This window comes from Sphingobacterium siyangense (assembly GCF_023277505.1).
Lineage (GTDB): Bacteria > Bacteroidota > Bacteroidia > Sphingobacteriales > Sphingobacteriaceae > Sphingobacterium > Sphingobacterium siyangense.
Genome location: NZ_CP080574.1, coordinates 4,964,881 through 4,985,018, shown reverse-complemented (window position 1 = coordinate 4,985,018; position 20,138 = coordinate 4,964,881). Strand labels below are relative to the sequence as shown.

Below are 20,138 nucleotides of genomic sequence, written 5' to 3'. Positions count from 1 at the left end.
CAAGCTATACATGAGGACCAATAAGGAATTCGAAGATAACATTAATAACAATAGAAGCTTTTGAATGACTGCTAAATTATGCCCAAAGAATGAATCAGATCGGATTCGCATATTGCACGAATACGAAATTTTAAATACCGCAACCGAGGAAGAGTTTGACCGCATTACGAAAATCGCATCGCTTGTATGTGGTACACCTATTTCATTGATTTCTTTGGTGGATAAAGACAGACAGTGGTTTAAGTCGCGCGTTGGTTTGGAGACTGAAGAAACCAGACGGGATGTATCTTTCTGCCAGTATACCCTAGAAGAAGATCAACTGATGGAAGTTGAAGATGCTGAAAAAGACGAACGTTTCAAATCCAATGAGCTTGTTACCCGAGAACCAAATATCCGTTATTATGCTGGTTTACCTTTAATCGATCCCAATGGCTATGCCTTAGGTGCGCTATGTGTTATCGATCGGGTTCCAAGGCAACTCGACCAGCATCAAAAAGAAATTCTAACCCTTCTCCGGGATGAAGTTGTTACGCTTATTATCAACAGAAAGGAGAAAGAAAAATACAAGGAAAGTGAACAAAAGCTGAAAGCATTTTTCGATAATTCTCAAGGGCTTATGTGTACCCATGATCTGAAAGGGAATTTCATCACCGTCAATGATGCTGGAGCCAGGATCTTAGGCTATACGAGAGATGAGATTCAGGTATTATCACTTTTTGATATTGTTCCATCGGAGGGGCACAAGAATTTACAAAACTACCTGGATGCGATTGTTCGGCATGGAACAATCAAAGGAGAAATGCGTACCATGACTCGTTCGGGTGACATGCGTATCTGGATGTTTAACAATATTCTCCAGGCCAGTGAAAAAAAAATACCTTATGTGATTGGTAATGCAGTAGATATTACAGAAGAACATTTTCTAGAAAAGAAACTTAAGCATGCACAGGCCACATTGATACGGACCGGAAGGGTAGCTAGAATTGGGGGCTGGGAATATACACCTGCTGATGGGAAGATAGTATGGTCCGAAATTACGAGAGAGATTCATGAAGCACCTGAAGACTATGAACCAGATCTGACAACTGCATTACAGTTCTATAAAGAGGGATCAAGTAGAAAAAAAATACAGACTGCAATTGAACACGCACTCGCTACGGGAGAAGCTTGGGATTTAGAACTTGAGATTGTCACCTTCACCGGTCATGAACTATGGATACGTGCCTTGGGAAATGCCGATTTTGAAAATGGTCATTGTGTCCGTTTATACGGTACTTTTCAGGATATTGATAAGCGTAAACGTATCGAAGCAGAGTCTTCCAATTCAAAGAAATTACTTGCAGAAGTGTTGGAAGCAACCTCTGCTGTCGGTATTATTGCGACCGACAATGCTGGTGTAATTACATTGTTTAATACAGGGGCCGAAAACCTCTTGGGATACCGTAGTGAAGAAGTGATTGGTAAATTTGGTCTTGCACACTTTCATCTAGAAGAGGAACTTGTTTTGAGGGCGAAAGAACTGGAGGTCGAATTGGGACATTCAGTAGATAAACTTCGGCTCTTTGTAGATATGGCAGAGCTGCACGGTGCTGAGCAGCGCGAGTGGACCTATTGTCGAAAAGATGGATCTCAATTATATGTTTCCTTAGCAGTTACTCATATTAGGGATATTAACGACAATGTCATCGGTTATCTTGCGATTGCGACAGATATTAGTCGGATTATTCATCAACGCGAGGAGCTGGAAAAGGCAAAATTAGTAGCCGAGCAGGCAAATGCAGCAAAATCACAATTTTTGGCAAATATGAGCCACGAACTTCGTACACCGCTGAATGGCATTGTTGGCTTTACCGATCTATTGCTTGGAACAGCATTGGAGGATACGCAACGGGAATACCTTACGATCGTTGATCAATCCGCTAATTTATTGCTTGGGATCGTAAACGACATTTTGGACTTCTCTAAAATTGAAGCCGGAAAGTTAGAACTGGAAATTGAACAGACCGATCTCCACGACCTGGTTATTCAGTTGACGAACTTTCTTAATCTGCAGATCAAAACCAAAAATCTAGCGTTTTATCTGAATATCGCGGCCGATGTACCACATTACATCTGGGTTGACGCTCTTCGCATCAAGCAAGTATTGATGAATTTATTAAGTAATGCCACAAAATTTACCGAGAAAGGAACCATTGAACTAAGCATTACAGTAGAATCACATGATGCTGACCAGGCTGTTCTGTGCTTTAGTGTCAAAGATACAGGCATAGGTATTAAAGCGGATAAATTGGAGCGGATATTTGATGCGTTTACGCAAGAAGATAACTCGATGACTAAACGTTATGGCGGAACTGGATTAGGATTGACTATATCCAATAAACTGCTTAAAATGATGGATAGTGAATTGAAATTGGAAAGCACTTTAGGTGTTGGCAGCCGTTTCTTTTTCAATATTCAGGTGCGTTCTATCTGGGAAATAAATGAGTGGGAGGAATTGAAAAAAATAAAGAATGTACTCGTTGTTGCAGAAGAAGAATCTGAACGAAATGCTTTGGCTCGGATGTTATCCTTAAAGAATATTGATTGCGTACAGGCAAAAACTGGATTTGAAGTATTACAGATGTTAAAAGGGGGGCGCTGTTTTGACGCTATCTTGATCGACAATCAATTGCCTATTATCAGTGGTATCGAAACAATAAAGAATATTCGCGAAAAAAAATTTAATAACAATTTTGAGCAGAACATCATTCCCATTTTTAGTGCTGAAGAGAAAGATATAGAACCGCTTTGTCATTCTCTGGCGATAAATTATTGGTTAATCAAACCTGTTAAACCTGAGGACCTGTATTCTGTTTTAATAAAGAGTATTTCCGTTTAACTTTAGGCACATGGATAATTTTAATGGTATGATACGAAGGAAGTTCAAGCTTTTCATAGCCTATTCAGAGAGCTGCGCAGGATGTTTAGTTCAATAGATTTAATAGCGATGAGTCCGATTGATTATCCTGCTCATCTCTATTAAATTTAATAAAAAAGGGCCGATCTTATTAGTTATTACAACTTAAAATACCCTTTTTTATTGATCTATAGTTTTTGGAATCGTTTAGCAAAATCAATGGCAAAATGATTTAATTGGATCTTACCATAGATAGGCTGACCCTGAATTTCAAAATCTTGTTGTAATTTTCCTGCACGGATTGCCTGCCCCATCTCTACATAGAGTGATGCAATTTCTGTTGGAAGTCCCGCCTTTAACATACCGTCCAAAGCTTGTTCGTCGGTAAATTCAATCCATGGCAGGTTTGGATTACCAATAGCATCTCCCAATGTGTGGGCAATTTCTGCTCCTGAAACATAATCGCTAACAATATAACGCACGTGATGTCCAACTTCTGAATTTTGGAGCGCATCGGCTGCGGCAGTAGCAATATCTAAAGGATCAACCAATGGAATTTTTAGCTCTGCAGGGAAGTTTGATCCTTCAATACCTGCGTTTTTGATTAATGGAATATCGTTATAAAAATTCGTGTAGAAATATCCGGCACGCAAAAAGGTGATATGAACATCGCGTAGTGTTTTGTATATCTCTTCAATTTGGTGCAAACCGCGAATTGGTCCTGTTCCAGCATCAAAATCAGCACCAACGCTGCTTAACATCACTATTTTTTTTAAGCCAGCCGACTTTATGGCTGTCGCGTAGGCTTTTCCTGCATTTGCGGTATTCTCAACAATATGTTGGCCACCTAAATTGGGAGGAGTCATCAGAAAAGCAGCATCTGCACCTGAAAAACTCGCGGTTAAAAAAGGACCATCTAAGATAGAACCAATAAGCGCTTTAGCGCCCAAATGTTCAATTTCGCTCGCTCTTTCAGGAGAACTGCTGATTACACTTACCTCATGACCTTGTTTGATAAGAATATCGACTAAATGTCTGCCTATATTTCCTAAAGAACCTGTTATTGTAATTTTCATCGTTTAATTTTTTATATGTGATAATACAAAAGTACATTTGTACTTTCTTTTAAGGAAGTACTTACCCTATAGTAAGTGTACTGAACGCAAAAACAAGACAATCATGACAGCAATTAAGGAGACATCGACGATTCAGGAAAACAAAAAAATTGCAGCGGAATTATGCCCTGTAACTTTCACAATGGATAAGATCGGCGGATATTGGAAACCAATTATTATCTATCATCTGTCTACGGATTGTAAGAGATATAGTGAACTTAAAAAATGTATCCCTGCAATTACAGAAAAAATGCTCATTCAGAGTTTAAAACAATTGGAAGCGGATGGATTGATCTTAAGGGAGGCAAAACCCGTTGTTCCGCCTTTTGTGATCTACCGATTAAGTCCGGCAGGGGTAGGTTTATTTCCTGTTATTCAGGCAATGGCCAATTGGGCACTTGAAAATCAATAATCATTTACCGTTTTCCTATCGCTATTAAAGATAAGATTGTTTGACAAATGCAGATGCTTTTCGCCAGGATATAGGTTTAATATAATGTGATTTTTGTAATGTGTTTCCATTTTTCAGGTTTTATTATTTCCCGGCTTGGAAGATACAAGGTAGACCGGTGGCAATGGCGAATACCGATGAAGGTCTCCTAGACCCTATAAGCTAATTTTTAGGAACAAAAAACGCTTGAATCGGGGAAATTCAAGCGTTTTAACTAACCAATTATAAACCTAAATTATGAATTTATAGTATTACATTTTTTATGCCAGTCTACTTAATATGACAAAATTGCAGGTCCACCTTCTTTAGTCTCCAAATCGGTAGCTCAGCGACAATAAGACTTTTCTGTTGTCCGGAAAGTCAGCATAAAATACCTTAAGGTCTCCATATTCACTAACCAACTGCGGGTTCGCATTTCTGAGCAGACCATTTGCGGTCAGTTTGATCATGCCGCGATCTCCAAACATTTTTTTCTCCGCGGCGACATCTATACCATACCTTTTATCGGTTCGGGAAGGTCCAGTAGTAATTCCCGATCGATAATAAAATGCAATTTCGCTGCGAAATCCATATTTAAATTGCAGCGTATGCCGGCTGTTCGCTGTCCAGCTTGAGCCTTTAGAATCTAGGTTTACATTTCCAATTTCTCCGGAATAGTTGTTGTAAAATGCATTGATATAGTGACTTGCTGTCCACCATGACCGTAATGTTTGGTTATACATTACACTTGCGCTGTAGTTCATATAGCGTCCAATGTTCTCTGGTCTCGACAAGTTTTCACCAACTTTATCGCCTTGGCGGATAATCCAGTTGATCATGTCACGTCCATATGAAATACCTACTGTGGTGAACAATTTGTTCCTATAACCGTGACCAATTTCCGTAATATAGCTTTTCTCGGGTTTCAGGTCAGGATTTCCTTCATTGTAGCTATAGGCATCTTCGTAAATTCGAAATACGTTGATGTCATGATCACCCGGTCTTTCAATACGGCTGCTAAAGGATGTTCTTAGTGTATTTTTCTCATTTAGATGATATAGCAATGATCCACTTGGAAACAGATCAAAATAGCGCTGGTCATTTTTTTTGTCCAACGTGACCTGATTGGCATTTATAAATGTATATTCTCCCCGCAGGCCAGCCTGATATTCTATTCGTTTGTATTTGCCAGAGTAGATGGCATATAACGCTTCGATATGCTGCGTGTATTGAAAGCGATTGGAGGTAGCATTGTCCTGTATCCATTTGCCATTATCCAATAGCGTATTTATGACATCGTTGTTGATAAAAAAATACGTTCCTTTCCAGCCGAGCTCAATTTTGCTTGAATCTGTTAACTGTTTACTGTAGTCAAGTCTTCCGGAATAGGTCGTATTACTCAAGTCCTGAATATTTGTCCTCCCTGTTGAAGATTGCGTGTTTGTTTGCAAATTAAACTGATCGGTTTCAAACCGGTTATTATAATCGTTTCCGTGTGGAGCAAAGTCAAAGTTGAATTTTAAAAAGTGATCTTCTCCTTCGTATTTATTAATATAATTGATATTAAATGTCCAGTTTTTAAACGACTCGTCAAAACGGTTGTTACTGATTGCATGCGCTGTCTGAATATTGGCTGGATAATCCCAGGTATCCATCTCGATAGATGCATAGGGTTTATAATTGCCCGTCATCCAGTGTACACTTCCATCCAAAACTCCACCATCCGAAAATTCATATTTTGCCCCAGCACGAACACTATGAAAACTGGCATCATCTAATTTCTTACGTTCGTGTTGTCTCTGAAAGGAGGTTAAATTACCCTGGTTAAAAAAACTTCTTTCTGTAAGATTATGGCTATTACCCCGATCATAGCTCTTATTTCCCTGCAAGTACATATCTAGCCCATTCACCTTGTAGTGTAATCCACCGCCCAAACCACCATAAAATTGTCGGCCCTGTCCAGCTCGAATGAAGGCATCACCCCCAAAGCCGGCCTTTGCATTTCGCTTGGTCACAATATTAATTATGCCGGCAGTTCCCGCGGCATCTTCACGTGCCGAAGGGTTACTGATCAGTTCAAGTTTGGAGACTTCGGATGCTTGCAGTCCGCGTAAAATACTGGCAAGCTGTTCACCGGACACATACATATCACGTCCATTAATGCGTACGTTAGCACCTGCGCGACCCTGAATTGAAAAGTTTCCTTTCCCATCCGAAACAAGACCCGGTGTTTTCTCCAATAATTCGAGGACATTGTTGCCTTCAGCTAATACACTTCCTTCGACATCAACTACCATTTTATCGGCATACTGACGTACACTAGCTTGCTTTCCAATAACATGTACGGTTTCCATCAGATGTTCAACTGGTTGTAAAAAAATGGGGGGCGCTGTGTGTTCGGTTCCAGCTAACTGGTATGCTCGACTATGTACTGTTGTGTAGCCGATTGAACTATAGCGTATAAGATAATTTCCATTTTTAGGCGTATGTAGTAGAAATGAGCCATCCTTAGCTGCATCTGCCTGCATGATCAGGGAAGAATCAGCTAAATGTAAAAGACTGGCTGTGGCACCTTTGATTGGATGCCCGTCTTTGTCAAATATTTTTCCAGATAACTTTGTTTGCGCGACAAGTCCAGTGGCAGCGCCTGAAAGTAATATAGATAATAATGTAGATTTCGTCATAATAATCGTGTCCCTTGTCCTCTTCGAGAAAGAACCGGTTTAAGCATAAATTAAATAGTAGTGGTTCGAAAACCTAAAGGTTTGTGGATTTTGGAAGGAAACGAATCGGTGGTTTTCGTATTGTTGTTTGTATGTTCGTATTTGATACGTCCATTTCTTCCCCGCTATGCAACTCCCTGCCCAATTTATTGCTGCCTTTTTTCTTTCCCCATTTGCGATTGTACCATATAATGAAGCCTGTAATAGGAAGCGTACCTGCTATAAAGGTGAGTACAAAAGCCAGCATTTTTGTGGGGAATCCCCAAATTGACCCCACATGAATATCGTAATTGAGTCTTCTGAATTTTTCACCTGCACTTAATTCGGCAAAATCCTTGTTGAATAAAGAAATGTTATTGGGTAGAAATGCCCCGGTATACTGATCGAATGAATAATAGCGATTGTTATACTGTCGATCCATGTCATTGCGAATATAGACCGAAATCGTAGCGTCCTTTTTTTCCTTGTCTGGATAGGTGATTGTCAAGTAGTGTGGATCTTTATATTGGGTTAAAATCGTCTCAATCTCGCGATCAAAAGCTGTCGAAAAAAGGGTTATTTGACCAATTTTTGTTGAATCGGATTGGACAGAAGTTCTTTCGGCTAGCGGCGTTCCCCAGTTTGTTGACCAATACAAGGCTCTGTTAAACCACTCGATACCATAATACATTCCAGTTATGGCCAATAATAGAATCAAAATAAAAGAATAAAAGCCAACCACATTATGCAGATCCAAATTAATTCTTTTCCAACCAGCTTTCCATTTGATCCGAAAGCTTTTTTCCCGAGTTGATTTTGTCCATTTTTTTGGATACCACCAGACCACTCCTGTGATTAAAGTAATACTAAAGACCAAGGTTGCATAGTTTACAATGGGGCGACCAATTTCTCTGGGAAGCCACAGAAAACGGTGTCCACTCAGCGTCCATGCAAAAAAGCTGTTCAATTTTTCTCTTAACTGCGCTTCCTTGGAATTGTCTTCTGTTTGCAAACCTAGATATTGGCCTGTATATGGGTGTAATAGATGCACCTGTGCGTTTGCTTTTGAATTAGCTTCTCTGCCTTTGCTCTCTTGCTCCTTTTTTTTGAGGGTAAAGGAAATGGGGTGATCCCGGGTATAGGTAATGCCCCTTATTACAGCATTAGGATAGAGTGAGTCTGCTATTCCGACAATCCTTGAGGGCGAAATCAAGGACTGGCTGGAAGCAAGGATATATTGCCTTTCTTTTTTCGGAATAACAAGATCGATAATCTCATGGTTAAAAACCCAAAGGCAGGCCATCAGGCAGATCACAAATACAATACTACCTGAAATTAATCCCAGCCAAAGGTGCAACCAATTATTGATCTGCCTGAACAGCGAATTATTTTTCTTCTTTCTTACGGCCATGTCCACATTAGTTTACGGCAAAGCTCATTGAGCTTGCGCGGCTATACTCTTCAAAGTCTTGTCCTGTAGCTTTTTCCCTTTTCGATACTTCCGCAAAGTATTTACCAGTCCATTCTGGCGTGAATTTGATTATACCCTGGTCATTTGTCTGCAGCCATTTAATCCATCCGCTGGGTGCAATGATCTGAACAGCTGTATTTGCTGCAGGTTTACCTTTTTCGAATAAAGTCAACGACAGCTCTTTTTTATTTTTAGAAACTATGTTGTTCGTAAAGACAAACAATTCATTGTCGATATGGGCTGCTGTATTTCCAATAATGGAATTTCCGACTTGGATTGTCGCTATCGCATTAATCTGATACTGTGTTTTGGCCCCTTCTGTCCGATCTGTATCTTTTTTTAGGGAAATGTGGTATATGCCCTCTTGGTCAGGAATGAATGAGGCCGATAGATGATTATCTTGTGCGGCAGTCGTTAACGATGAGGTGCTTCCATCAGGTTTAATTAATGTCAACGTAATCTGCGTACCATCTTTATACCACCACCATTTTGAGATAAGCTCATGTTCATCGGGTTCACCATAAACGATTTTTACCGTATGGAGCTTTCCTTTGGTTCCTTTCAGCGAAGTTTCAATAAAGACAGCATGTGCCGAAGCTGACAGCACAATAAAAAATGTGAAGAGGTTAATGAGTATTGTTTTCATTTGATTTAAACTAGGAGTTATATTTTTAGAAATACCTAGATTCGATTTTGCACGTTTCATCATCGAGTACTCGAGTTTTGAAGGTGTCATCGACTAGGTATTTCCTAAACTAAGTGGCGTTTTATTTAAGCTTGTTCAAGTGATAAACCTGTGTAATTCCTGGATCGATCTCGGCACCGCGTTTTACCGAATTTTTTGTTGGATCGTATTCATACACATACCATTTAGACTCATCTGTCTTGAATACATCGTACAATTTGCCATTTTCCATAAAGTTCATCGTTGTTTTAGATTCTCCACCACCAACTAAAATCCGAAGATCTGCAACAATCTTTTTATTTGCCGGATCGACCACAAATGGACTGATGTAAACCTTGCCATCGCCTAGTTTTTGAACTTGTGAAATGTTGTTGCTGAAAACGTTATAGTCTTTCAAGTCGAAGAAGTAATCTGGATCGAATGTAGTCTGGCCTGCCTTGATACGCAGTAAACCATAGGTAGCAGCATCAGTCTTTTTGGTTACAATATATAGATCATTATTATCATCTGTAAAAGTAAGTGTCTGTACTTCCCAGTGTCCCGCAGCAAAGCCTCCTCTGCCATCTTTTATAATTTTCCCATTCGCTAAACTCGGATAATCACACACATACATGTAGGCCGTGTCGATGATATCTTTACGAGTTTCATTGCTTCTGTATTTGTGTCCGACAAATAATTTGTCGCCTCTTTGCGTGAAGCTCGTCGGTACGATATATGGATTATGATCTTTTCCTTCCGGAGTTTTGGGGTTAAAAGTGATCATTGGAATTTCTATACCAATTGTTTTATTGATTGTCATATTGTTGATATTCATAAAATAAATCGGTTGTTCCAGTACATTCTTCACTTTATTGGTCGTACCAGCTGTTTTAGTCATGACCATTTCATCTTTTGTGCTAATATCTTTTAGTACTTTTCCCAGATAGAAATTTCCAGGGAAAGCGTAGTTGTTCGTTTCTTTCCAAGATTTACTATTGACTACTTCAAATTGACTAAATCTTGTTCCATCATTTGACAGGTAATATTTACCTTCATAGGCATAAGCGTAAATGGCATAGAATGCTGCTGGTAGGTGAGAGGTAATATCGATTCCTTGATTGTTGTTCGGAGTGAGCAGGGTATCTTTCATTAAATTATTTGCGGTAAGCAGGTAAGATGAACCCGCTGCGGTCGTCACCCATACACTATATAAGCTATTTGAAGTCGGTGTAGTTTCATCAGGTGAAGTGGTGTCAGGTGATTTCTTGCAGGAAGAAAATAACACAGTCGCAGCAAATATTGCGATGGCGAATTTATTGATTTTCATAAAAATATATATTTATTTGTTTTTTACATAATGGATAATCTCAGCTTGACGTAGAATGCACGTCCAGGTCGTTGCAGTCGAAAATTGTCGTATGCTCTTTCATCTGTTAAATTTCTAGCCTCAAAGGATACATTGTATTTGTTCCGGTCCCAAGCGTAACTAAGTACCGCAGAATGGATATTTTGGGAAGGGATGAGATCTTTGGATTCAAGTGATCCCAAGTATGATTCTGTCAGATAAAACCAGTGCGTGTATTGATATAAGTAGGAGAGTTGCACTCTGCTTCCTTGCTGAAACCAGTTATTCTGGATCAGGCTTATATCAGCGTTTCCATAGATCCAAGGGCGATTAATGAGTTGTTTGCCATAAGTGAGGCTAATTTGTTTATTGTCTGAATCGTCTGTGTATTTTTTGTTGTAAGTAGCTTTATCGTAAGAACCATTCAGGGTAACTGCTAAAAGATCTTTAAAGCCATATTTGACTTCGGCCTCAAAGCCGTAGAGCTTTACTCCAGGTTCGTTATAGCTTTGAAAATAGGCATTTCCATTCTGCATGACCGCACGGCTGGTTATATAGTTATCTGCCAAGCGATAGAAACCTGTTAAATCGACATTCAGAAAGTGATTTTGATTAATATACGTATTGTAGTAAAACCCAGTGTTGATATTGTCACTCCGTTCGGGCTTTAAATCCCAGTTGGATGTTGTATTGATACCGTCACCATAAAGAGCCGTCATAGAAGGTAAGTTGTATGCTCTTTCATAAGATAGTTTCCAACCGCCATCCTTGGTTATCCTATACCGTGAGGCTAAACTCATGCTGTAGTAATTCCCTTGCTTTTTTTGACTGATTATCCCACCGCTGATCAAATTGTTGTTTGCATCAAAGGTGCGTTCGTCAATATCTTTTGAGGCATTCATGCGGTAATATTTTACGGCTAAAACATTTGATAGGCGCTTGTCAAACCATTGGTTTTGCCATGACAAACCCAAAATATGTCGGCCCAAGTAGGATGGCAAACCAGACCGGTCATAATTGCCAATCAGTTCATATTGTTTCTGATCGTTGCTATTGAAATTGTAATTGAAATTTAAACTCTGATTACGCGCTTCATCAAAGTCATAGTTTAGATTTACGCGCGCGAGATAATTTGACAAATTATACTTTGTATCTTTTTGGGGATTCGGGGTTGTGGCATTGTAATTCGAGATCCAGTTTCCAGACCAATCGTAATTGTACATAGCTGTATCCCGCACGTAGCGGGTATCGTAGCTATAGCTTGTAAAAATATCTGCGTATAGGCGATTGACCAGAAAATTGCTTTTTTTGTAGCTCAGGGTTGGCATCAGATATTTGCTTTCAGACCATGCTCCGCCAAACACTTTGCTAAGTGAGGCCCCAAGCTGGTTTTCTTTGTGATTTTGTGAATAGGTCAGACCTGCATAGAACTGATCAGCCCAGGATACGTCGCGAAAACCGACCTCCAATTGTCCCATGGCTGAAGTGTAAGCATCGTTAAAACGCTTGGCTTTGGGGATCGTGACATACTTGTTGTCGACAGTGTTCTCGATAAGAACGTTGTACTTTTCGTTAGTATACATGTTATAATCATTGTCGGAATGATTGTAAAATGCATTCATCCGGAAGGAAAGTTTGTTTTTGGGATTGGTAAATGTGCCGACTACGGCTGCCTGATGTGTATTGAATGAGCCGTAGGAATAACTCAGATCCAGATAAGGTCTTGCTCGGCGCTTTGTAATAATATTGACAGCACCCCCGAGCGCATCGGAACCCAAAAAAGCAGGAACAACACCTTTGTAAACTTCGACCCGATCAATCAGATTGACAGGAATATTATTTAAGGACATCGATGACCCAAAGTTTTCCATGGGAACACCGTCAATATAGATTTTTGCATCGAGCCCGTTGATACGGAATACAAAGTTGGAGCCTAATCCACCATCTTCACGAATAGTAACTCCTGTGGCGCGCTTTAAAACCTGTGTTAAATTGGCAGCTTCGTTGGCATGTTTATTCATGTCAATGACACTGACATTAAAGCCCGATCGCTTTATTTCCGCTACTTTCTGCTCATTTTCAGTTTTCCTATGTGCTGTTACGGTTACCTCGTCGATATAATTGCGATCCTCGATAAGTTGAAAGTCCTGAATATTTTTCCCGTTTAGAGGTCGCTCTTCGTAGTTATATCCCACCGCAGTGACACGTATGATGGCCTTGTTCGGGATATTCGTATGTAGCTTATAATATCCATCTACATCGGATGAGGTACCATTGACCTGATCTTTTAGAAGTATTGTTGCACCTGGGATTGGTCTTCCAAAATTATCTTTGACAAAACCTGAAATAACGTTCTTTTGGGAGGTCTGGGCCTGTGTAAATACGGTAAAAATTAATAAGAGTAAAAAAGTAGATGTTGACTTCAACATTTTTATTTAGATTAAGTATATACAAGAGAGTTGCCTATACCGATCACTTACCGAATGTTGATTTCAGCTATTTTTTTTGAAAAATATGCAAATAGTTGATTATGAGCTTTGTTTTTTTTGAAGAACTATAGATTATTTTTTCAAATAATCCATGCGTACAATAAAGTTTGTACTATTGGGGAGTTGGATCCCCTTGGAGATTTCTTTTGTCTGCAAATTATACTTCCATACACGATGCTCATCATTTGCATCATCTATCGCTATATAAACATCCTTTTTGTCACTCCAGACATTCTCTTTTTGGGTACCTTTATCCAATGGGAGCGGAATTCTTTCGATGGAACCAGATTTTAAATCCACCAGTCTATATTCGAACTGATAAACTGCGTGATAATTGGAAAAATCGGTGTATAAATTCTTCTGTTCATTGCGAACAATCGCCTTTCCGTTGCCCACATACCAGATCCCGTATGCATGATTACCAATTGCCTTGGAAATATTGATCATAAAGTGCTGATCGACGAGCTGCTGCCCTTTCTTCTTTCTAAAAATTGCTGTTGGAAGCCTTAAATTATTGCCCAGCGCTATGCCAGGATTGGTCATGAAATAATAGTCCCCTAATTCGTCTTTAAAACTATAGGATTGTATGATGTTGAAGCCACCGGGATAGGTCGAACGAGTTTCTTTCTGAATTTGTTGCAATGTAAAGCTAGGATAGTTTATTGTGGCGTAATAGGTCGTATCAGATGTGGTATGTCCATATTTCCCGCGTGATTTGAAGAAGGAATAAGCCAGCCAAAGGTTATTGTTTTCAATATCAACAAGCCCGAGGTGTAGTGCGTTATATTCTTTTGTTGCAAAGGGAAGTGTGATGGTATCTTCCTTAATAATTTTCATCTCTGCAACATTAATCTGATAGAGTCGAGCCTGGGCTTTTTTTGCAATAAGATCCTCTCGACATAGCGCAATTAAATTGTTGTCATCCTTCCAGGTGATGGTTTCAAAGTCGCGATTTTTTAATTGTATACTGTCAATAAGGACCAAGGACGCCCCCTGTAATCGATGTTTTGTAAATACACTGGTTTGGCTTGACAACCGATAAAAGAAGCCATTTTTATAGATATATTCCCGTTCCTGAATTCGTGAGCTGGACAAAGGAATTTGTAAAGTCGGTTGTCGGGTATCCTCCAAACTTTCGGAGAAAAACAAACTGGTTGGGCTTTCATCTTTGTTGAACAGACAAAAAACAAAATCAGGATCTATGTTTTTGTTGGAAATTTGTTTACAAGAAAAAATAAAAGTTGCAAGGAAAGACAACAATACTAATCGCTTCATGTTTGCCTATTAAATGCTTTGAAATTGTTCTCTAATTTTAATCTGCATATTGGACGGGAGGAATGCCAAATCACTTTTTTGAAAAGCAACGATTTTACCAAAATCCGGAGAATCAGAAACAAAGTATTCTCGCCCGGCCTTAAATACAAGAACATTATGGGTGCTATCCACAAGCTCAAAGTCCCGTTTAGGTGTGATCATAAAGTCTCCGCTGAAGGTTAGTTTTTTATTGACCAGATCAATATTGGCCGTGCTATTTTTACTTAACTGTAAATCATAATGATCTTCGGTAAAGAGCTTGCTATTCTCAATTGATGTATTGGTAAAGGTATGATTATCCAGAGCAGGGGGAGATAGATAGAAAACAGAAAAACCGATTACAAGAACTGCGGCGGCGGCAGTAATTTTGGCCCAAAGGAATTTTCTATATCGATATACATCGGCATTAATTTTATTCCACATGTCAGATCCAACTAGTTCATCGACATGGTTATTTTCCGCAATACTATCCCATGAATTATTATCCAACCATTTTTCAACCGCATGCTTTTCAGCTTCAGAGCATTCACCTGAAGCATATTTTTTAAGTATTTCTTGGTTGATTTCCATCTTTTGATAATCCACGTATATTCAAAAGTACAAAAAAGTAATTAATAGGAATCTCGCAATATTGATATTGCAATACTTTTTAAGTCTTATTTTGATAACTGACAATGCTTTACTGATATGATATTCGACTGCTCGCTCTGAAATAAGTAGATTTGTTGCAATCTCTTTGTTAGTTAACCCTTCGTCGCGACTCAGTTTATAGACATTTTTGCATTGTTTGGGTAAAGAATCAACAGCTTGATCCAAGTGATTTTTGAGTTCTTTGTAATAAATATAATTGTCTTCGTAAGATGCTGCTTTGCTATTTAAGATCAGCTCATGATGTCTCTCTTTATTTCCTTTATTCCGAAGAAATTCTAGTGATTTTAATTTAACCGAACGCAATAGATAACGCTCCGCATCCTGAAGTTCTAGCTGATATCTTCTTTCCCACAGAGATTTGAAGACATCTTGAACAATTTCTTTTGCATCATCTTCATTGTCTACACTTTTAAGCGCAAATGAAAACATTCTCTTCCAATACAGTTGAAAGAACTCTTCAAATTGTTGTTTGTTGATCTCTATTTTACGTACGGAGGTTTTCAAAGCACCCAAATATACACTCTATTTAGACTTGTTCCAAATAAAATGCGGTAATCTAATATCGCGCTACGTTGACTTAGTTGCTCTCGTGCTATCCAGCTGAAGCCGGTAACAGGTTAAAACTATAATTAAGAGCGATTGATTATTCCTTAGATTTTAGGTAGGGGATACGATATTGTTCGTCAAATCTTTTCTTGTCATCCCGATAACTACTGACTGCGCCGAGTTTATGCATCATTTTGATATAACACCAAGCGAGGTCAATCTGATAAGGTTTAAAACCACTCCGCGCACTCTTAGGATATAAATGATGGTTGTTGTGCCATTCACCGGCTACAATGCCGGGCCATAACTGATTTATTGATTTGTCTTTCTCATTGAAATCAATACCTTCACGTTGCTTGTCTTCACCTTTTGCATGGCCTTCATAGTTGAATGTCCGTACACCGATTGCCCAGAAACCGGCCGCGCCAAAGAGTGTACAGGCAAGCGCGTGGCCACCGATCAAATAGAAAATGGCATACCAAAAAGCCCAGTTTAGTATCCAGGATCCGATAGCATGAGAAGGATTTACGTACGACCCCCATTTTCGATATTGTGCATAACTATTGGCGGTTACACCTGTATGTCGCATCAGTAATTTGACACGGTTATATGAATTTTCCGTAAGGTCCTTAGCAATAGGCTGATGATTTACATCGGCTAAAAAACAGTATAGAAAACCAGCCTGGGCATTATAAGGGTCACCAGGGGTGTCAGATTTTGCGTGATGAACATGATGTGAAATCACATATATTTCTTCTGGAATTACATTAATAGTCAGATTCTGTGTGAAAAAACGCCAGAATCCGTTCCGGAATTTAAATGCGCCGTGTGTTGCAAATCGATGGTGCCATATCGTACCATGGGTTCCCATTACAATCATACTGTAGATAAATGCTGCCAAGACAGTCCACCAACTGAAGTGGTACACCAAAAAGATGAAAAAAAAGGGGATGAGGCAAGCTACTTTTAGCCAGCTAAAAAAGGGTAACCAATTTCTTTTATCTTTAAAAATATTGAGGCGTTTGAAGAATTCGCTGAAAATTTCTTTTTTGCTTGGCTTTACGAGGTTTCCATCGTTGTCTTTCCATCCGTAGGTAGGAACTTGCAGAACATGGTCTAAAAAGGGCATTTGTGGTTGATGTAAATTATAATATTTGCTAAAGCTACCATTTAACATCGTTAAAAAGTGTTAATACGAAAAGTTTAACATATCCTTAAGATGTATCAGGCTATTTGGAAAAATAAAATACTGTAGGGAAAGCGAATCCCATACGCGGTAAGTTTAATCTTATATAGTTTTCGATATTCATTCATACAATCGACGTTTTTTCCTCGGAGCTTAGTCGCTATTTATTCGCTCTGAACCGAAGAAGCACCGAAGAAGTTCCGAACAAGCACCGAACAAGCACCGAGTAATCTCCGAAGATAATAGCTATTCATTTGCTCTACAATTTCCATCATCCTGGTTGGTATTGAGTTCTAAATTTCTTCTAAATTGTTTTTGAATTTTATGAAATCATTAATAAAAAAGAACATGAAAAGATTAATTTTTATTTTGGCTCTGATGGTAAGTGTATCATTGGTCAAAGCTCAAGAAGTCTCAGATAAGAAAGTTCCATCAGTAATTAGGCTGGCGTTTCAACAGAAATACCCGAATGTAAAGTCTGTAAAATGGGAAAAAGAAAAGGGAAATTATGAAGCTGGATTTAAGGATGGGAAAATTAATTATTCCGTCCTTATAAATGCCGCAGGACATATCATTGAAACCGAGGTTGGAATTCCCGCCGGAGAGCTTCCTGCAGACGCTAAAGCTTATGTAATCAAAAACTATTCCCATAAAAATATCAAAGAAGCAGCCAAAATTACTGACGCTAGAAATAATGTTAGCTATGAGGCTGAAGTCGATGGTAGGGACTTAATTTTTGATGATAAGGGTAAATTTCTACAGGAGGTTAGGGATTAGATTATGGTTCAATTACGGTTATTTTTTATTTTTATTTTAGTCATAGTTTCTTCGGTTGTTTCTGCACAGGTATCGTCTGTTACCCTTTCAGGTATTATAAAAAATAAGACGGATAAATTGGCTATTCAATACGTTAATGTTGTGGTCAAATCTGATAAAGACGGCGCTTTTATCGCCGGAACGATGACAAACGATGAAGGCCGGTTTACCATTTCCAAAATTAAGCCAGGAAATTACCAATTAAACATTTCATTTACAGGGTTTGAGGATAAGAAGCAATCCCTATTTGTTGGTAGTCTTTCGGAGTTTTTGGATATCCCAACGATCGAGTTGGAGGAGCGTTCCATCGCATTGAAAGGGGTTACCGTGACTGCTCAGGCAGGTCATGTAAGTAATAAACTGGATAAGAAAATCTATTCCGTTGCCGATAATATAAGTCAGACCGGCGGTTCTGTTTTGCAGACGATGCAAAATTTGCCCGGAATCACGGTTCAGGATGGCAAAGTTCAACTGAGAGGCAATGACAAAGTCACCGTGCTTATCGATGGAAAACAAACTGCCTTGACAGGTTTTGGTAGCCAATCTGGGTTGGATAATCTTCCGTCATCAGCGATAGATAAAATAGAGATCATCAATAATCCTTCTTCGAAGTATGATGCCAACGGGAATGCAGGTATTATTAATATCATTATGAAGAAAAGTAATCAAAATGGATTTAATGGTAAAGTTGGTTTCAGTTCTGGATTGGGCTCATTATGGATACGGAAGGAGAATCTACCAACCATAAGACCACAATATACTTTAACACCTAAAATCAATCCCAGTGTATCATTAAATTACAGAAAAGATAAAGTCAACATTTTCATACAGGCCGATAATCTCTATACACAGACACTGAACAAGAATGAATTTGTAACTCGTAAATATGAAGATGGTACAATTATTAACTCACAGCTGAAACGAAATCGGAATACGAATTTTCTAACGACGAAAGCGGGGATAGATTGGCATATTGACGAACAGAACAATCTGACTATTTCGGGGATGTATGGAAGTGAGAAGATTATTGACCGGGGCGATCAACCTTTTTTCGATGCTGATATTTCAACACGCTTGCGTCTTTGGCAATTTTTGGAAGATGAATTGAAGACAACAGCCATGGCGACAACTTCTTATCAGCACAAATTTAAAGATGCCGGGCATTTGCTCAATGTTGGTTTTAATTATACATTTCATCGCGAAGACGAAAAGTACTTCTATGACAATTATCTACCTTCTTCGAAGGGAACAGACTCTTTTAAGCTGCTATCCGACGAACAGGTTTATGATGTTAATGTAGATTATATCAAACCGCTGAAATATGGACGTATTGAAACCGGAATAAAGGTGAGAAACCGGAATATTCCAACTAATATGGAGTTTAAACCGGGCGCCAACTCTGTTTTTGATATGAATGCTGGCGGCTGGGCAAATTACAAAGAATTAATACCAGCAGTGTATGGGAATTATGTTTTCGAAAATGAAAAATGGGAGGCTGAATTAGGCTTGCGTCTAGAATATGTGAAAATTCAATATGATGTAAATCCAAATCATAACACCTATAAAAGCGATGGGTACAATTATACGCAACCCTTTCCCAATGTGAGATTGGCCTACAAACTTAACGACAATAACAAGCTTTCGGCTTTTTATAATCGGCGAGTGGACCGACCTAATGAAGTTGACATTCGTATTTTTCCAAAGTATGATGATGCTGAAATTATCAAGGTTGGAAATCCAGGCTTGCGTCCTCAGTTTACCAATTCTGTCGAACTGGGATATAAGAACACCTGGAGCAATGGTTACTTTTACGCCGCAATGTATCACCGTTTCGCTGATGGAACTATTACACGGATATCGAGTACTGTTCCGGACAGTAAATTAATTTATGCTGTGTTCCAAAATGCAGGAAAGAGCTTCAATACGGGGATTGAAACAATCTTGAATCAAAAAGTATCTTCAATTTACTCCTTTAGTATTAATGGTAATCTCTATCGAAACCAAATCAATGCCTTTACAGTAGAAAACCTTTATCCCGAACCCAATACTTTTTCAGCAGATCGGCAGACTGCACTTTCAGGTAACTTGAAGTTTAACAATATGTTTCGTTTTGCAAGAGGATGGGATGGGCAGATTACAGCAATTTATTTGGCACCGGATATTATACCGCAGGGAAAAATCCAATCGAGGTTTTCAATAGATGCCGGACTAAAAAAATCCGTTCAAAAAGGAAAAGGCGAGCTTTTCTTTAATGCTACGGATTTATTAAATACGATGGTTATTAAGCGAAAAATAGATGGTATTGGTTTTAATTATACAAGCCATGATTATTACGAAACGCAGGTGCTGAGACTAGGATATAATTATAAATTTTAAAGAAGCAAGATTCTTTACACCTTCTCTTTAAGCTCCTGAGTAGAATAAAGTTTGCGAAATGTTGAAAGGTAATGGTTAAAAGGCATAACCACAATTGAAAAAAATCAGGATGGCACTGTAGGTAATTTGATAGGTTG

Annotated in this window: 14 protein-coding genes; 4 read left to right on the top strand and 10 right to left on the bottom strand. The window is 38.9% G+C overall.

The window, feature by feature from the left end:
- Window positions 1–64 precede the first annotated feature (64 nt).
- Window positions 65–2,878 (top strand): PAS domain S-box protein, encoded by a 2,814-nt coding sequence (locus K2F45_RS21005; RefSeq protein ID WP_248932379.1) that lies wholly within the window; start codon window positions 65–67, stop codon window positions 2,876–2,878.
- Window positions 2,879–3,084: 206 nt separating this feature from the next.
- Here the strand turns inward: K2F45_RS21005 and K2F45_RS21000 are convergent, their stop codons facing one another.
- Complete coding sequence (locus K2F45_RS21000; RefSeq protein ID WP_075993766.1) at window positions 3,085–3,972, bottom strand: NmrA family NAD(P)-binding protein; 888 nt, start codon at window positions 3,970–3,972, stop codon at window positions 3,085–3,087.
- A gap of 103 nt (window positions 3,973–4,075) precedes the next feature.
- On the opposite strand from K2F45_RS21000, the gene K2F45_RS20995 reads away from it, so the two are divergent.
- On the top strand, window positions 4,076–4,423 hold the full coding sequence (locus K2F45_RS20995; RefSeq protein WP_075993765.1) for a winged helix-turn-helix transcriptional regulator: 348 nt from the start codon (window positions 4,076–4,078) through the stop codon (window positions 4,421–4,423).
- Between the two features lie 344 nt (window positions 4,424–4,767).
- On the opposite strand, the gene K2F45_RS20990 is transcribed toward K2F45_RS20995, so the two are convergent.
- The 9 genes from K2F45_RS20990 to K2F45_RS20950 form a co-directional block, all read right to left on the bottom strand.
- Window positions 4,768–7,125 carry a TonB-dependent receptor domain-containing protein gene (locus tag K2F45_RS20990; protein WP_248932378.1) on the bottom strand — a complete coding sequence of 786 codons (2,358 nt, stop codon included), beginning with the start codon at window positions 7,123–7,125 and terminating at the stop codon, window positions 4,768–4,770.
- Window positions 7,126–7,198: 73 nt separating this feature from the next.
- Window positions 7,199–8,554 (bottom strand): PepSY-associated TM helix domain-containing protein, encoded by a 1,356-nt coding sequence (locus K2F45_RS20985; protein WP_248932377.1) that lies wholly within the window; start codon window positions 8,552–8,554, stop codon window positions 7,199–7,201.
- A gap of 7 nt (window positions 8,555–8,561) precedes the next feature.
- Window positions 8,562–9,260 carry a DUF4198 domain-containing protein gene (locus K2F45_RS20980; RefSeq protein WP_248932376.1) on the bottom strand — a complete coding sequence of 233 codons (699 nt, stop codon included), beginning with the start codon at window positions 9,258–9,260 and terminating at the stop codon, window positions 8,562–8,564.
- A 121-nt stretch (window positions 9,261–9,381) separates the two neighbouring features.
- Window positions 9,382–10,605, bottom strand: coding sequence for a DUF4374 domain-containing protein (locus K2F45_RS20975; protein ID WP_145330488.1), 1,224 nt, complete (start codon window positions 10,603–10,605; stop codon window positions 9,382–9,384).
- 23 nt (window positions 10,606–10,628) lie between these two features.
- The gene (locus K2F45_RS20970) at window positions 10,629–13,052 is read right to left on the bottom strand and encodes a TonB-dependent receptor (protein WP_075993760.1); all 2,424 of its coding nucleotides are present in this window, start codon (window positions 13,050–13,052) and stop codon (window positions 10,629–10,631) included.
- 132 nt (window positions 13,053–13,184) lie between these two features.
- Window positions 13,185–14,387 (bottom strand): hypothetical protein, encoded by a 1,203-nt coding sequence (locus tag K2F45_RS20965; RefSeq protein WP_075993759.1) that lies wholly within the window; start codon window positions 14,385–14,387, stop codon window positions 13,185–13,187.
- 9 nt (window positions 14,388–14,396) lie between these two features.
- Window positions 14,397–14,996 (bottom strand): hypothetical protein, encoded by a 600-nt coding sequence (locus K2F45_RS20960; protein WP_248932375.1) that lies wholly within the window; start codon window positions 14,994–14,996, stop codon window positions 14,397–14,399.
- A 21-nt stretch (window positions 14,997–15,017) separates the two neighbouring features.
- Entirely contained in the window at window positions 15,018–15,581 is a 564-nt protein-coding gene (locus K2F45_RS20955) for an RNA polymerase sigma-70 factor (protein ID WP_237241782.1), read from the bottom strand.
- Between the two features lie 139 nt (window positions 15,582–15,720).
- Window positions 15,721–16,800, bottom strand: a complete 1,080-nt coding sequence (locus K2F45_RS20950; protein ID WP_237241780.1) for a fatty acid desaturase — start codon at window positions 16,798–16,800, stop codon at window positions 15,721–15,723.
- A 357-nt stretch (window positions 16,801–17,157) separates the two neighbouring features.
- On the opposite strand from K2F45_RS20950, the gene K2F45_RS20945 reads away from it, so the two are divergent.
- Both K2F45_RS20945 and K2F45_RS20940 read left to right on the top strand, forming a co-directional pair.
- On the top strand, window positions 17,158–17,586 hold the full coding sequence (locus K2F45_RS20945; protein ID WP_248932374.1) for a PepSY-like domain-containing protein: 429 nt from the start codon (window positions 17,158–17,160) through the stop codon (window positions 17,584–17,586).
- A 3-nt stretch (window positions 17,587–17,589) separates the two neighbouring features.
- Window positions 17,590–20,001 carry a TonB-dependent receptor gene (locus tag K2F45_RS20940; RefSeq protein WP_248932373.1) on the top strand — a complete coding sequence of 804 codons (2,412 nt, stop codon included), beginning with the start codon at window positions 17,590–17,592 and terminating at the stop codon, window positions 19,999–20,001.
- Window positions 20,002–20,138 lie beyond the last annotated feature (137 nt).